Origin of the sequence: Terrabacter sp. NPDC080008 (genome assembly GCF_040702505.1) — a bacterium.
In the GTDB taxonomy this organism is placed as follows: Bacteria; Actinomycetota; Actinomycetes; order Actinomycetales; family Dermatophilaceae; genus Terrabacter.
Genome location: NZ_JBFBLC010000004.1, coordinates 16,842 through 30,990, shown reverse-complemented (window position 1 = coordinate 30,990; position 14,149 = coordinate 16,842). Strand labels below are relative to the sequence as shown.

13 protein-coding genes and 1 tRNA gene are annotated in these 14,149 nt (G+C 70.1%); 6 read left to right on the top strand and 8 right to left on the bottom strand.

All coding sequences use genetic code 11. From position 1 onward, the window contains the following. Nucleotides 1-27: 27 nt before the first annotated feature. From AB0316_RS12635 to AB0316_RS12620, 4 genes are all read right to left on the bottom strand, one after another. The gene (locus tag AB0316_RS12635; protein WP_366273373.1) at nt 28-1,260 is read right to left on the bottom strand and encodes a Gfo/Idh/MocA family oxidoreductase; all 1,233 of its coding nucleotides are present in this window, start codon (nt 1,258-1,260) and stop codon (nt 28-30) included. Between the two features lie 75 nt (nt 1,261-1,335). Then, nucleotides 1,336-2,397 (bottom strand): substrate-binding domain-containing protein, encoded by a 1,062-nt coding sequence (locus AB0316_RS12630; RefSeq protein ID WP_366273372.1) that lies wholly within the window; start codon nt 2,395-2,397, stop codon nt 1,336-1,338. Between the two features lie 140 nt (nt 2,398-2,537). Beyond that, on the bottom strand, nt 2,538-3,620 hold the full coding sequence (locus AB0316_RS12625) for an ABC transporter permease (RefSeq protein ID WP_366273371.1): 1,083 nt from the start codon (nt 3,618-3,620) through the stop codon (nt 2,538-2,540). Next, a complete protein-coding gene (locus AB0316_RS12620) occupies nt 3,617-5,098 on the bottom strand; it encodes a sugar ABC transporter ATP-binding protein (RefSeq protein ID WP_366273370.1) in 1,482 nt (493 codons plus the stop codon). The genes AB0316_RS12625 and AB0316_RS12620 overlap by 4 nt, the downstream gene beginning before the upstream one ends. Nucleotides 5,099-5,251: 153 nt before the next feature. Here AB0316_RS12620 and AB0316_RS12615 point away from each other — a divergent pair, with 153 nt between their 5' ends. Further along, entirely contained in the window at nt 5,252-6,469 is a 1,218-nt protein-coding gene (locus AB0316_RS12615; RefSeq protein ID WP_366273369.1) for an ROK family transcriptional regulator, read from the top strand. 95 nt (nt 6,470-6,564) lie between these two features. Here AB0316_RS12615 and AB0316_RS12610 read toward each other — a convergent pair. Both AB0316_RS12610 and AB0316_RS12605 read right to left on the bottom strand, forming a co-directional pair. Beyond that, a tRNA-Ser gene (locus AB0316_RS12610) sits at nt 6,565-6,654 on the bottom strand. Nucleotides 6,655-6,664: 10 nt separating this feature from the next. Then, the gene (locus tag AB0316_RS12605; RefSeq protein ID WP_366273368.1) at nt 6,665-7,168 is read right to left on the bottom strand and encodes a nucleoside deaminase; all 504 of its coding nucleotides are present in this window, start codon (nt 7,166-7,168) and stop codon (nt 6,665-6,667) included. Nucleotides 7,169-7,185: 17 nt separating this feature from the next. Between AB0316_RS12605 and upp the strand changes: the two genes are divergently transcribed. Further along, on the top strand, nt 7,186-7,824 hold the full coding sequence (gene upp / locus AB0316_RS12600; RefSeq protein WP_366273367.1) for a uracil phosphoribosyltransferase: 639 nt from the start codon (nt 7,186-7,188) through the stop codon (nt 7,822-7,824). 21 nt (nt 7,825-7,845) lie between these two features. Here upp and AB0316_RS12595 read toward each other — a convergent pair whose 3' ends face one another. Next, nucleotides 7,846-8,835 (bottom strand): small ribosomal subunit Rsm22 family protein, encoded by a 990-nt coding sequence (locus AB0316_RS12595; protein WP_366273365.1) that lies wholly within the window; start codon nt 8,833-8,835, stop codon nt 7,846-7,848. A gap of 157 nt (nt 8,836-8,992) precedes the next feature. Between AB0316_RS12595 and AB0316_RS12590 the strand changes: the two genes are divergently transcribed. From AB0316_RS12590 to AB0316_RS12575, 4 genes are all read left to right on the top strand, one after another. Beyond that, on the top strand, nt 8,993-9,163 hold the full coding sequence (locus AB0316_RS12590) for a hypothetical protein (protein ID WP_366273364.1): 171 nt from the start codon (nt 8,993-8,995) through the stop codon (nt 9,161-9,163). 19 nt (nt 9,164-9,182) lie between these two features. Further along, complete coding sequence (locus tag AB0316_RS12585; protein ID WP_366273363.1) at nt 9,183-9,950, top strand: PH domain-containing protein; 768 nt, start codon at nt 9,183-9,185, stop codon at nt 9,948-9,950. A 79-nt stretch (nt 9,951-10,029) separates the two neighbouring features. Next, nucleotides 10,030-11,529, top strand: a complete 1,500-nt coding sequence (locus AB0316_RS12580) for an amino acid permease (RefSeq protein WP_366273362.1) — start codon at nt 10,030-10,032, stop codon at nt 11,527-11,529. 153 nt (nt 11,530-11,682) lie between these two features. Then, nucleotides 11,683-12,603 carry a hypothetical protein gene (locus AB0316_RS12575; RefSeq protein ID WP_366273361.1) on the top strand — a complete coding sequence of 307 codons (921 nt, stop codon included), beginning with the start codon at nt 11,683-11,685 and terminating at the stop codon, nt 12,601-12,603. Nucleotides 12,604-12,763: 160 nt separating this feature from the next. Here AB0316_RS12575 and pntB read toward each other — a convergent pair whose 3' ends face one another. Then, nucleotides 12,764-14,149, bottom strand: coding sequence for a Re/Si-specific NAD(P)(+) transhydrogenase subunit beta (gene pntB, locus AB0316_RS12570; RefSeq protein WP_366273360.1), 1,386 nt, complete (start codon nt 14,147-14,149; stop codon nt 12,764-12,766).

Genomic DNA, 14,149 nt, shown 5'->3' with positions numbered 1-14,149 from the left:
CGGCGAACGAGGCGGGCAGGGCCCGCGTCAGGAGGGGACGGGAGACGTCGCGCGGGCCCCGTCGATCGGGGTCCAGGACCCCTCCCGCTCCGCACTGGTCTCGACCGCCGACAGGATCCGCTGCACCTGGAGCCCGTCGGTGAAGGAGGGCCGCGGGTCGGCGCCCGTGGCCACGGCGGTGAGGAAGTCGACCGCCTGGTGGGTGAAGCCGTGCTCGTAGCCGAGCACATGGCCCGGCGGCCACCACGCCGCCACCCATGGGTGGTCGGCCTCGGTGACGAGGACCCGCGTGAAGCCCGCGTCGCGCGACGGGGCGTCGTTGTCGAAGACGTGGAGCACGTTCATGTCCTCGAAGTCGAAGGCCAGGGACCCACGGGTGCCGTTGACCTCCAGACGGATCGCGTTCTTGCGGCCCGTCGCGAACCGCGTCGCCTCGAACGTCGCGAGCGCTCCCCCGCTCAGTCGCGACACGAAGACGGCCGCGTCGTCCACCGTGACGGGGCCGCGGGCGGCGCTGCCGTTGGAGGCGGCCGTCCCGGTGATCCCGCTCGTGCCGAGCAGCGACGGGTCGGACACGGGCCGCTCCCGCACGAACGTCTCGGTCAGGGCCGAGACCCCGGTCAACGTCTGTCCCGTGACGTGCTGGGCGAGGTCGACGATGTGCGCCCCGATGTCGCCCAGCGCTCCTGACCCGGCGCGCTCCTTCTGCAGGCGCCAGGTCAGGGGTGCCTCCGGGTCGGTGAGCCAGTCCTGCAGGTAGGCGCCGCGCACGTGTCGCACCTGCCCGATCCGTCCCTCGGCGACGAGCTGCCGGGCGTACGCGACAGCCGGGACGCGCCGGTACGTGAACCCGACCATCGACCGCACGCCCCGCGCGCGGGCTGCCTCGGCGGACGCCGCCATGGCCTCGGCCTCCTCGACACTGTTGGCCAGCGGCTTCTCGCACAGGACGTGCTTGCCGGCCTCGAGCGCAGCCAGGGCGATCTCGGCGTGCGTGTCACCAGGCGTGCAGATGTCGATGACGTCGATGTCGTCGCGCTCGAGCAGCCGCCGCCAGTCGGTCTCGACGTCGCCCCAGCCGAAGCGGTCAGCGGTGCGGCGTGCGGCGGTCGCGTCGCGTCCGGCCACGGCGACGAGTCGCGGCTCGACCGGGACGTCGAAGTACGAGCGCGCGTTGCGCCAGGCCTGCGAGTGTGCGCGGCCCATGAAGGCGTACCCGATCATCCCCACCCCGAGGGCAGGCTGTGGTGCAGTCGTCATGACGTCCTCATCTTCGGCGTTGGTTGGGTCCGTGCCCGCGCCGCCCCCGGCGGCACGGCGCGGGGAGCGCGATGCTCAGGACTCGAAGCCGAGCGGGAGGTACTGGTCGACGTTGGCCTTGGTGACGACCGGCGCGTTGAGGACGATGCGTCGCGGGACCTCGACCTGGACGAGATCGCTGATGCCCTTGCCCTGCGCGATCAGGCGCGCGAGCTTGATGCCGTCCGCGGCCTGCGTCGGCGGGTAGAGCACGGTCGCCTCCATCTTGCCGTCCTTGATCCAGCGCATGGCGTTCGCCGAGCCGGCGCCACCGATGAAGGCCATCTCGTGGCGGTTCGCCTGGTCGAGCGCGGCCATGACGCCGACCCCCTGGTCGTCGTCGTGGTTCCAGAGGATGTCGATCTTCGGCGCGGCCTGCAGCAGGTTGGACATCTGCTTCTCGCCGGACTCCACGGTGAACTCGGCGGCCACCCGGTTGTCGACCGTCTGGCCGCACGACTTGAGGGCGTCGGCGAAGCCCTTGCTGCGGTCCTGCGTCAGGGGCAGCGAGTCGATGCCGGCGATCTCCGCGATGACCGGGTTGGACAGGTTCTTGTCCTTGACCAGCTTGCACGCGTAGGTGCCGGCCGAGACGCCCATCCCGTAGTTGTCGCCGAGGACCGTGGCGCGGGCCGCGAACGGGCTCGAGAACTCGCGGTCGACGTTGATGACCGGGATGCCGGCGTTCATGGCCTTGGTGGCGACCTCGGTGAGGGCGGCGCCGTCCGTCGGGAGCAGCACGATCGCGTCGACCTTGTCGTTGATGAAGGTCTCGATCTGGCTGATCTGCAGCGAGGCGTCGTTCGTGCCCTCCGCCACCTTGAGCTCGACGTCGGCGTGCTTCTTCGCCTCGGCCTGGGCTGCGCTGTTGATGGCTCCGAGCCAACCGTGGTCGGCGGCGGGGCCCGAGAAGCCGATGACCACCTTCTTGCCCGGGGCGTCGTTGTCGCTGGCGGCATTGCCCCCCGCCGTCTGGGTCGAGGCCGCGGGAGTCGTGGCCGGGTCGTTGCTCGTGCACCCCGCGGCCACCAGTGCCGTGCTCAGGGTGATCGCCAGGACGGCGACGCGCTTGGTGGAGCGAGGAAGGGATGCGGACACGCTGACTCCTATGTGAGCGGTGCTGAAAATGTGAGTTGCCGTGCGACCCGGTGGTCCGGGCTGGTGTTGCCGTGTTTCCCCCGTGGGTGGTGCGATCCAGTCCGGCCGCCGAGACCGGGTGGTGGTCGAGGTGGGTGCCCTTACGCCGAGCGCGTGCGCGAGACCCGTTGCTGGAGCAGGACGGCGGCGACGATGATGGCGCCCTTGGCCACCGCCTGCGTGGACGTGTCGAGGTTGTTCAGGGTGAAGACGTTGGTGAGTGTGGTGAAGATGAGGACACCGAGCACGGTGCCGACCACGGTGCCGCGTCCACCGGACAGCAGGGTGCCGCCGATGACGACGGCCGCGATGGCGTCGAGCTCGTAGAGCTGGCCGTGGGTCGAGGTGCCGGTGGTCGTGCGGGCCATGAGCATGACGGCCGCGATGCCGCAGGCGACGCCGAGCAGCACGTAGAGGTAGGTCGTGTGCCGCTGCACGCGGATGCCGGCGAGCCGCGCGGCCTCGGGGTTGCCGCCGATGGCGAGGGTGCGGCGCCCGAAGGTCGTGCGGTTGAGCAGGACCCAGCCGATCACGGCTACCACCGCGAACATGATGACGAGCACGGGAACGCCCAGGACGCTGCCGCCGAAGAACTCGATGAAACCGCGCTCCCGGACGATCTGGGTGCGCCGCTTGGCGATGATCTCGGCGAGGCCGCGGGCCGCGGCGAGCATGGCCAGGGTGACGATGAACGGCGCGATCCGCCCGTAGGCCACGAGGAGGCCGTTGACGAGCCCGCACCCGGCGCCGACCGCGACTGCCGCGAACACCATGACGATCCAGTGGCTGTCAGCGGCCATCGTCTGGGTGGCGACCGTGGTGGCCCACACCGAGGACAGGGCGACGATCGCCCCGACCGACAGGTCGATGCCGCCGCCGGAGATGACGAAGGTCATGCCGACGCTGACGACGCCGATGACAGAGCCGAGGCGCAGGATCGTCAGCGCGTTCTCTGGGCTGGCGAACCGCTCCCCGCCGGTCATGATGCCGACGACGACGAGCAGCAACAGCGCAAGGACCAGCCCAGCGCTTCGGCCTGCTGGACCGGACAGGAAGCCGGTGATGCCGCCCGCTGCCCGTGGCGCGGCGCTGCCGACGGCTGGTCCGCCCTTCGGCTCCTCCGGGGCCGCGCCGGACCCCGCCGTGGGCAGCGTCTGGTCGGCCTTCGTGACGTCGGCGCTCATGCCGCGTCTCCCTTCAGGATGATGTCGAGGACGGCGTGCTCGTCGAGCTCGTCGGCCGGACCCTCGTGGCGGACGGTGCGGTCGGCGAGGACCAGCACCCGGTTGGACAGGCCGAGCACCTCCGGGATCTCGCTCGAGACGACGACGACGGCGACGCCCTCGTCGGTGAGGCGCCGGACGAGTGCGTAGATCTCCGAGCGGGCGCCCACGTCGACTCCCCGGGTGGGCTCGTCGAGGAGCAGGACGCGGCAGCCGCGGAGCAGCCACCGGGCGAGGACGACCTTCTGCTGGTTGCCGCCGGAGAGCAGGCGCGACTCGCGGTGCACCCCACGGGGCCGCACGTCGAGCGACTCCATGAGCTGTTCGGCGGCGGCCACCTCGGCGCCGCCGTCGAGAAGACCGGCGCGGGAGAACCGGGCCAGCGTGGCAAGGCTGATGTTGGCCGCCAGGGAGGCGCCGAGGACGAGGGCCTGGCTCTTGCGTTCCTCGGGGCACAGGCCGAGGCCGGCGGCGACGGCCGCGGACACGGAGCCGGGGCGCACGGGCTGGCCGTCGACGAGGACGCGCCCGCCCGTCGCGCGGCGCGCGCCGAAGATCGTCTCGACGATCTCACTGCGTCCGGAGCCGACGAGGCCGGCGAGGCCGACGACCTCGCCGGGACGCACGTCGAAGCTCACGTCGACGAACTCGCCCGCGCGGGAGAGGTGTTCGACCCGCAGGAGCGGCTCGGCGGCTGCCACGACCGCCCGGTCGGGGAAGACGTACTCGATGGAGCGGCCGGTCATGAGCCGGATCAGCTCCTGGGTGCCGGTCTGTTTCGCGTCGAGGCCGGTGGCGACGGTGCGGCCGTCCTTGAGGACGGTCACCCGGTCGCCGATCTCGCGGATCTCCTCGAGACGGTGGGAGATGTAGACCACGGCGACGCCCTGGGCGGTGACCTCGCGGATCACGGCGAACAGCTGCTCGACCTCGCCCGCGTCGAGGACGGCCGACGGCTCGTCCATGATGATGAGCCGCGCGTCACGGGAGAGCGCGCGGGCCATGCTGACGATCTGGCACGACGCGGCGGACAAGGTGCCGACCTCGGTCGATGGGGAGATCTCGCGATGGCCGAGGCGGGCGAGCAGCTCGGTCGCGCCGCGACGGGCGTCGGTGCGCTGAGAGAAGCCGAAGCGGGCGGGCTCGTGCCCGAGGTAGATGTTCTCGGCGACGGTGAGGCCCTCGACCAGGTCGAGCTCCTGGTACATCGTCGCGATGCCCAGGTCCATGGCGGCCTGGGGGTGGACGAGCGTGACCGGCTCCCCATCCCACTCGATCGTGCCCTCGTCGGCCTGGTGGACGCCGGCGAGGACCTTGATCAGTGTGCTCTTGCCTGCTCCGTTCTGGCCCAGGAGGCAGTGCACCTCACCGGGCTGCACGTCGAGGTCGACCCCACCGAGAGCGACCACGCCGGGGAACCGCTTGACCACATCGGTCATTCGCAGCAGCGGGGCGTCCGCTCCATCTCGCCGTCGAGATTCCATGCGTCACACCGTGGACCACTTCTGTCGGCGCGTCAAGCAAAAGTTCACAATCATCCTGCACAAGTGTCTCGCATGGCACACATAAGCCGCTTGTGCTTGACTTGAAGGGTGCGTCCCCAGCCCGCCTCGTCCCCCTACGCCGCCACCTCCGTCAGCGGCGCCGGCGAGCTGCTCCAGCTGCTCCGGGACGAGCGGCCCCGCACCCGCGCCGAGCTGGCGAAGCTGACCGGGCTGGCTCGCTCCACCGTCGGCGCCCGGGTGGATGCACTCCTTGCCTCCGGCCTGCTCGCGCCGAGCGGTGAGGCTGCGAGCACCGGCGGCCGCCCACCGGTGCGGTTCGCGTTCAACCCCGAGGCTCGCGTCGTCATCGGCGCCGACATCGGCGCCACCCACGGCCGAGTGGCGCTGACGGACCTGAGCGGCCGGCCGCTCAGCGAGATCGCCGAGAGCCTCGACATCACCGACGGCCCTGAAGTCGTTCTCGACTGGGTGGTCGCCACCACGAGACGGCTGCTCGACCAGGCCGGCCGCGAGCCGCGTGAGCTGATCGGCATCGGGATCGGGGTGCCCGGTCCCGTCGAGCACTCGAGCGGACGCCCGATGCGGCCGCCGATCATGCCCGGCTGGGACGGATACGACGTGCCGGGCCATGTCCGGCGCCACCTCGACGTCCCGGTTCTGGTCGACAACGACGTCAACATCATGGCTCTGGGCGAGCACGCCATGGCACACCCCGAGATCGAGCACCTTCTCTTCGTCAAGGTGGCCACCGGCATCGGCGCCGGGATCATCAGCGGGGGCCGGCTCCACCGTGGCGCCGTCGGCGCTGCGGGAGACCTGGGCCATGTCGCCGCACCGCACGCAGCCGATGTGCTCTGCTCGTGCGGCAACCTCGGCTGCCTCGAGGCCGTCGCCAGCGGCCCCGCGATCTCCAAGGCGCTCGCGGAGATCCATGTGACCGCGGAGTCGAACGCCGACATCGTCGACCTCGTGCGGAGCGGCAACATCCCCGCGGCGCTGGCCGTTCGGCAGGCCGGCCGCACCATCGGGGAGGTGCTGGCCACCTGTGTGAGCCTGCTCAACCCGTCGGTCATCGTCATCGGCGGCACGCTGTCGGAAGCCGGCGAGAGCCTCATCGCCGGCGTCCGCGAGATCGTGTACGGCCGTTCGCTGCCCCTGGCCACCGGCGCGCTGCAGATCGTCCCCGCGACCACGGGCACGCAGGCCGGCGTCATCGGAGCGGCCACCATGGTGATCCAGCACGCGTTGACGGCCGACCGCGTGGACCGGGCGATCGCTCGGTCGGTCGCGCAGTCCGCGTCCTGACCGCCCTATTCGGCGGTGGGACGCCGTCCCACATCCCACCGCCACCGCCAAACGAAGAAGGACCCGACGAAAAGCGTGTCGGGTCCTTCTTCGTTTGGCGGTGGCGGTGGGATTTGAACCCACGGTGGAGTTACCCCCACACACGCTTTCGAGGCGTGCTCCTTTGGCCGCTCGGACACGCCACCGGGAGAGACCTTACCGGAGGCGGCGGCCCTCGAAGAAATCGACCAGCAGGGCCGCCGACTCCTCCGCGCGCACCCCTCCGACCACGTCCACGTTGTGCGTCGCCAGCGGGTCGCGGGTCAGGTCCCACACCGAGCCACAGGCCCCCGCCTTCGGGTCCCAGGCGCCGAACACGATCCGCTCCAGCCTCGCCGCCATGGCCGCGCCGGCGCACATGACGCACGGCTCCAGCGTCACCACGAGGGTGCACCCCTCCAGTCGCCAGGAGCCGGCCGAGCGCGAGGCCTCCCTCAGCGCCATGACCTCCGCGTGCCCCGTGGGGTCGCCGTTCTCCTCGCGCACGTTGCGTCCGCGGCCGAGGACAGCGCCGTCCGGGTCCACGAGAAGCGCCCCGACCGGGACGTCCTGCGAGCCCACGGTCGCCGCCGCAAGCTCGAGCGCGTCGCCGAGCCACGCGGCATACGCCTCCGGGGAGGTGACGGAGCTCTTGCGGGGGGTCTCGGATCCTCTGGCCACGCGCTAAGTTTCCACCCATGGACGTCCATGTCGCAGACCACCCGCTCATCGCCCACAAGCTCACCTACCTGCGCGACAAGCGGACCGACAGCCCCACGTTCCGCCGTCTCGCCGAGGAGCTCGTGACGCTGCTCGCCTACGAGGCCACCCGCGAGGTCCGCGTCGAGGCGTTCGAGATCGAGACCCCGGTCGCGCCCACCACGGGCATCAAGCTGTCCAACCCGAAGCCGATCATCGTGCCCATCCTGCGCGCCGGCCTCGGCATGCTCGACGGCATGGTCAAGCTCCTGCCGAGCGCCGAGGTGGGCTTCCTCGGCATGATCCGCAACGAGGAGACCCTCGAGGTCTCGACGTACGCGAACCGCCTGCCCGACGACCTCACCGGCCGCCAGGTCTTCATCCTCGACCCGATGCTCGCGACCGGCGGCACCCTCGTCATGGCGATCGACTACCTCACCGCCAAGGGCGCGCGCGACATCACCGCCGTCTGCCTCCTTGCCGCACCCGAGGGCATCAAGCACCTGGAGGACGAGCTCTCCGAGAGCGACATCCCGGTCAAGGTCGTGCTCGGCACCATCGACGAGAAGCTCAACGAGAAGGGCTACATCGTGCCCGGGCTGGGCGACGCCGGTGACCGTCTCTACGGCGTCGTCTGACCGCTTGCGTATGCCGCCGGGTCAGGGCAGCGTGTCGCCCCACTCGGCGTCCCGCGCCTTCCGGTAGCGCTCGCCCGCCTTCTTCGAGACGACCTCGCGGCCTGCCGTGCCATCGGTTCGGCAGACCTGGAACTCGACGAGTCCCTTGCGCTTCAAGGGATGCCGGATGATGCGGCCTGGAGTCGCCTGTGTCACTTGGGAATCCAGCACGCCCGGCGCGGCGCCCGCCACCCACGAGAACTTCTCGTCCTCGTAGGACAGCTCCGCGCCCTTGATCCGTCGGTGCTCCGCCGAACGACTGACGCGCGCGGCGAAGTGACACCAGTCGCTGTGCAGCAGAGGGCATTCCGCCTCGTGCGGGCAGGGCCCGAGCAGGGTCCAGCCGGCGGCGAGGAGAGCCGTCCGCACCCGGATCACGCGGCCGTAGCCGTCCGGGGTGCCGGGTTCGGCGACCACGACGACTCGTCCGCGTCGCATGGCGTCACGCACCAACGCATCCTGCTGATGCTCGTCGAGCTCGCTGAGGACGTAGGAGACGGTGACGAGGTCGGCCTGGTCGTCGGGCCAGGCGCCGGCGACAGCGCGCCGGAAGGTGGCATTCGCGAGCGCCGGTGACGGTGCGTCGGCGAGCAGGTCGCGACCCAGCGCCAGGGCCGCCTCGACCTGGTCGAGCACGGTGAGCGACTCCAGCGAGGGGAAGGCGCCGGCGGCCGCCCAGGCCGCCGCCCCGGTGCCGCCGCCGAGGTCGAGCAGCGACCGGGGCGCGACGCCACGATCCGCCACGGCCTCGAGCACCCGCGACAGGGCGGCGTGCGTCGCCGGCATCCGGTAGGCCGCGTACGCTGCGACGTGGACGCCCGAGGCGAGGATCGGCGACGAGGCCGGCTTCACGGAGCGGTAGCGGGCGACCAGCACCTCGGTGACGCGAGCCAGCTCCCGCTCGTCCACCCCGCGCATGGCGCGGCTGAGGGCGGCACGCAGCTCGGCGGCATACGTCGGCGTTCGGGACACGCGAGGAGGATAGCCGCGCCCCTCGCCCCGACCCGGACACGCGCCGCGCCCCCCGGGTCCCGAGCCACAAACGCCTCATACGGCACACTGGGCACACCCCTGTGCCGTGGGGCTGTCAGGGCAGCGCCAGCACCTTCCCTCCAAGGAGCGACACACCATGGGCCCCAAGCTCAAGAAGATCGTGCTGATCCTCGTGCTCGCGTTCTTCGTCTATGCCGTGTTCACCAACCCGGCCAAGGCCGCAGACCTCGTGCACACGATCTGGGGCCTCCTCGTCGACGGCTTCGACGCGCTCCTCAGGTTCTTCAACTCGCTGCTCAACCGCTGACGCGAGCAGACTCAAGGTCATGGCGCTGCTCAGGAGCACGGAGGTCCCGGCGGGGCTGGCCCCGATCCTGCTGCCGGGCGAACGGCTCGTCACCGCGGTCCGTGCGCACTGGGCCAAGCTCGCCGAGCCGGTCGCGACGACCACCCTCGGGTTCATCGCCGCGATCTGGGTCGACTCCAACGTCACGAAGTCGACCCAGCTGGTCGGCACCGCGTTCTGGTGGCTCTTTCTCGCCCTGCTGGCACGGCTCGTGTGGTGCCTCGTCGACTGGAGCCACAACTGGTTCGTCGCCACCGACAAGCGGCTGCTGCTGCGCTACGGGCTCGTCACGCACAAGGTCGCGATGATGCCGCTGCTCAAGGTGACCGACATGAGCTATGTCCGGTCCATCCCGGGCCAGTTCCTCGGCTACGGCAAGTTCGTGCTCGAGAGCGCCGGACAGGACCAGGCCCTGCGCGAGGTGAAGTGGGTCCCCAACCCGGACCGGACCTACCGGGACATCTGCGCCGAGATCTTCCACATCGTCCCGCCGCCCGGCGACGAGGACTTCGAGGTCCCGGCGCTGGAGACGGACTTCCCCGACGTGAGCGTCCGCAACCCCGTCACCGACCGGCTCGACTCGTACTCCCGGGCGATGCCCGTCCAGCGCCCCGGCGGGTCACGCGGGCGGCAGCAGGACGGCAGGCCCGAGACCGTCTACGAGAGCCGGGAGCTCAAGAGGCGACGTCGCGGTGCCGACACCGGTCCGATCTGGCCGACCGATGAGAGGGACATGTCCGACGAGTGACGGGCAGGGGTCGCCGCCGGTGACGCTCCCCGCTAGTTTGTGATGATCCGCCAGTCACCCGACCTGCACGGAGGGCATCATGAGCGTGTTCCGCACGAAGTCCGTCGAGGCATCGATGGCGTCGGCCGACGAGGCCGACCACAAGCTCAAGAGAACACTCAGCGCCCTGGACCTCACGGTCTTCGGCATCGGCGTCATCATCGGCGCCGGTATCTTCACGCTCACCGGAAGGGCTGCCAAGGACTACGCGGGCCCGTCGATCGCGCTGTCGTTCGTGGTCGGCGCCATCGTCTGCGGCCTCGCCGCCCTCTGCTACGCCGAATTCGCCTCCACGGTGCCGATCTCCGGCTCGGCGTACACGTTCTCCTACGCGACGCTCGGTGAGCTCATCGCGTGGATCATCGGCTGGGACCTGCTCCTCGAGCTGATGCTCGGCGCGAGCGTGGTCGCCCAGGGGTGGTCGCAGTACCTCGTGACGTTCCTCGGACAACTGGGGATCAAGTGGCCCGATTCCGTGGGGCCCGGTTCGTCCTTCGACCTGCCCGCCTTCCTGCTCGTCGCCGTCCTCACCCTGCTCATCGCCAAGGGCATCAAGGAGTCGATGCGGGTCAACCTCGTGCTGGTCGGCGTCAAGCTCTTCATCGTCCTGTTCGTGATCTTCGCCGGCATCTCCTACATCAACACCGCGAACTGGTCGCCGTTCATCCCGCCGAGCGAGCCGGGCAAGGCCGCCGAGGGGCTCACGACGCCGCTGATCCAGCTCATCAGCGGGATGACGCCCGCCACGTACGGGGTGATGGGCATCATGGCCGGTGCCGCGATCGTCTTCTTCGCCTACATCGGCTTCGACGTCGTCGCCACCACGGCGGAGGAGGCCCGCAACCCGCAGCGCGACCTGCCGCGCGGGATCCTCGGCTCGCTCGCGATCTGCACGATCCTCTACGTCGCCGTCACCCTCGTGATCACCGGCATGCAGAACTACAAGGACATCGATCCCAAGGCCGCCCTCGCGACGGCCTTCACCCAGGTCGGCAAGGACGGGTTCGCGACGCTCATCTCGGCCGGCGCCGTCGCCGGTCTGACCACCGTCGTGATGACCCTGATGATCGGGGCCACCCGCGTGACCTTCGCGATGAGCCGCGACAACCTCATCCCCCGAAGCCTGGGGCGCACCAGCGCCCGCACCGGCACCCCGGTCAAGCTCACGCTGATCATCGGCACGGTCGTCGCGCTCATCGCCTCGCTCACGCCCATCGGCAAGCTCGAGGAGATGGTCAACATCGGCACGCTGACGGCATTCATGCTCGTCTCGCTCGCCGTGCCGATCCTCCGCAAGCGCCGACCGGACCTCAAGCGCTCGTTCCGGGTGCCGGGCAACCCGGTCGTCCCATGGCTCTCGGCCCTCGCGTGCTTCTACCTGGTGCTCAACCTGTCGGTCGAGACGTGGATCCGCTTCGTCGTCTGGATGGCGCTGGGCTTCCTCATCTACTTCACCTACTCCCGCACCCACAGCAACGTCGGCAGGGGCATCGGCGAGCCCGAGGCCGAAGAGGCCCCCGAGGTCATCGCCGAACGCTGACCGCCCCCGCTTTTCTCACCGAACGCGGCGTTCGGTCTCGAACTCAGTGTTCTAACACCGCTTTCGAGACCGAACGCCGCGTTCGGTCGTACCTGGCGAGCGTTGTCCACAGGCGCCCAGCGCCGAGGTGGCGTATGCCGTCACGATGGTCCGATGGACCTGCGCCGTCTCGCTCCTTCCGGAGTCTTCTCGGCTGCCGCTGCGCGCGCCAGCGGCATCAGCGGTGCGCTGCTGCGCAGTCTCGTTGCCCAAGGCAGATGTCACCCACTGCACCGGGGCTGGTACTCCGTCGAGCGACCTGCAAGCGACAAGCACCGGCACCGGCTACGGGTCATGGCCCTGCTCGAGGAGTACGGCGACCAGGTCATGGCCTCGCACTGCTCCGTGGTCGCTCTCCTCGACCTGCCGGACGAGGACATCGACTGGGGAACGGTGCACCTCATGTGGCGGGATCCAGACAGGAAGTTCCGCGCGTTCAGCCGCGTCCACATCCACGAACTTCTCGACGACCCCGGCCTGGTCCACACGAGTACGACCGTGGATCTCGCCCTCGCCGTCGTGCAGATGGGGCTGCGGAGCCAGACCGGGATGCTGGTCGCGGCCGACCACTGTCTGCACCTGTCACTCATCACGCCCGCGGGCCTGGCCGCCGCGGCGCGTGCCCTGCACGGCCAGCGCGGTGTCACCCGCGCGAAGGCCGCCATCCCCTGGTGCGACGGTCGGCACGAGTCACCGGGCGAGACACTGACTGCACAGGCGCTGCGTGGGCTCGGCTACTCCTTCAGCCCCCAGTTCGAGGTGGCCAGGCTGGAGCGACCCGGCCGGGTCTTCCACGCCGACTTCCGCATCGACGGCACCCGCGTCCTCATAGAGTTCGACGGAAGGGTGAAGTACGACCCCGATTCGAACCCGGATGCGGCCCGCGCCAACTTCCAGGAGAAGCTTCGTGAGGACGAGCTTCGGCGCCTCGGGTACTTCGTCGTTCGCCTCACCCGCGCCGACCTGGCGAAGCCAGCGTTGGTGCGTGCTCGCGTCGAAGCGAGCATCCGCGACTCGCGGGCTGCAGCAGCCTGACCCCCCCGCCCCCCAATCCCCTGACCGAACGCAGCGTTCGATCGCGAACTCAGTGTTCTAACACCGCGTTCGAGATCGAACGCTGCGTTCGGTGGAAGACGCGGGAGGGAGTCGCAGCGAAGGCGGCGGGAGGGGCTTGCGCTGGGCGGCGGGGCTGGGCTCAGAGGGCCTTGATGATGTCCTGGACGCGCTCCTTGGCGTCGCCGAAGAGCATGGCCGAGTTGTCGCGGAAGAAGAGTGGGTTCTGGACCCCCGCGTAGCCCGCGGCCATCGACCGCTTGAAGACGATCACCTGCCGGGCCTTCCACACCTCCAGCACGGGCATGCCGGCGATCGGCGAGCTCGGGTCCTCGGCGGCCGCGGGGTTGACCGTGTCGTTCGCGCCGATGACGAGCACGACGTCCGTGTCGGGGAAGTCGTCGTTGATCTCGTCCATCTCGAGCACGATGTCGTAGGGCACCTTCGCCTCGGCGAGCAGGACGTTCATGTGACCGGGCAGTCGTCCGGCTACCGGGTGGATGCCGAAGCGCACGTTGACCCCGCGCTCCCGCAGCTTCGCGGTGAGGTCGGCGACGGGATACTGCGCCTGCGCCACGGCCATCCCGTAGCCGGGGGTGATGACGACCGACGAGGCGTTCTCGAGCAGCTCGGCCACCTCGGCGGCCGTGGTCTCCCGGTGCTCGCCGTAGTCGACGTCGGAGTCGGACACCGCACCGTCGGAGCCGAACCCGCCGGCGATGACCGAGACGAACGAGCGGTTCATCGCCTTGCACATGATGTAGGACAGGTAGGCACCGGAGGACCCGACGAGCGCACCGGTGACGATCAGCAGGTCGTTGCCGAGCATGAAGCCGGCCGCAGCGGCCGCCCAGCCCGAGTAGCTGTTGAGCATCGACACGACGACCGGCATGTCGCCACCGCCGATGGAGGCCACGAGGTGCCAGCCGAAGGCGAGGGCGATGGCGGTCATCACGAGCAGCGGCACCATCGAGTGGGCCGCCACGAACCACACGAGCAGCCCGGCGGAGACGACGAGCGCAGCGAGGTTGAGCCAGTGCCGCGCCGGCAGCATCAGCGGCCGGCTCGAGATGCGGGCCGACAGCTTGAGGAAGGCCACGATCGAGCCGGTGAACGTCACCGCGCCGATGAAAACGCCGAGGAAGATCTCCACGAGGTGCACGGAGTCGCCGGCGCCGTGTGAGGCGAGGAACGTGTTGACCCCGACGAGCACCGCGGCCGCGCCGACGAACGAGTGCAGCATCGCGATCAGCTCGGGCATGCCGGTCATCTCAACGCGGCGCGCGCGCCAGATGCCGATGGCCGCGCCGATCGCCATGGCCACGAACACGGCCACGACGTTGCCCCACGGCGCGTGCCGCAGTGCCAGCCAGAGGGTCGCGACGAGCGCGACGGCCATGCCCACCATCCCGAGGACGTTGCCGTCCTTGGCCGTCTCGTGCCGGGACAGGCCGGCGAGCGACATGATGAACAGCAGCGCCGCGACGATGTAGGCGGCCTGGATGAGCGAGGTGCTGACGTCGACCAC

Excerpts from the sequence above, each read along its gene's own strand:
- AB0316_RS12635 (WP_366273373.1), bottom strand. The coding sequence starts at position 1,260 with ATGACGACTGCACCACAGCCTGCCCTCGGGGTGGGGATGATCGGGTAC.
- AB0316_RS12625 (WP_366273371.1), bottom strand. The coding sequence starts at position 3,620 with ATGAGCGCCGACGTCACGAAGGCCGACCAGACGCTGCCCACGGCGGGG.
- AB0316_RS12620 (WP_366273370.1), bottom strand. The coding sequence starts at position 5,098 with ATGACCGATGTGGTCAAGCGGTTCCCCGGCGTGGTCGCTCTCGGTGGG.
- upp (WP_366273367.1), top strand. The coding sequence starts at position 7,186 with ATGGACGTCCATGTCGCAGACCACCCGCTCATCGCCCACAAGCTCACC.
- AB0316_RS12590 (WP_366273364.1), top strand. The coding sequence starts at position 8,993 with ATGGGCCCCAAGCTCAAGAAGATCGTGCTGATCCTCGTGCTCGCGTTC.
- AB0316_RS12585 (WP_366273363.1), top strand. The coding sequence starts at position 9,183 with ATGGCGCTGCTCAGGAGCACGGAGGTCCCGGCGGGGCTGGCCCCGATC.
- AB0316_RS12580 (WP_366273362.1), top strand. The coding sequence starts at position 10,030 with ATGAGCGTGTTCCGCACGAAGTCCGTCGAGGCATCGATGGCGTCGGCC.
- AB0316_RS12575 (WP_366273361.1), top strand. The coding sequence starts at position 11,683 with ATGGACCTGCGCCGTCTCGCTCCTTCCGGAGTCTTCTCGGCTGCCGCT.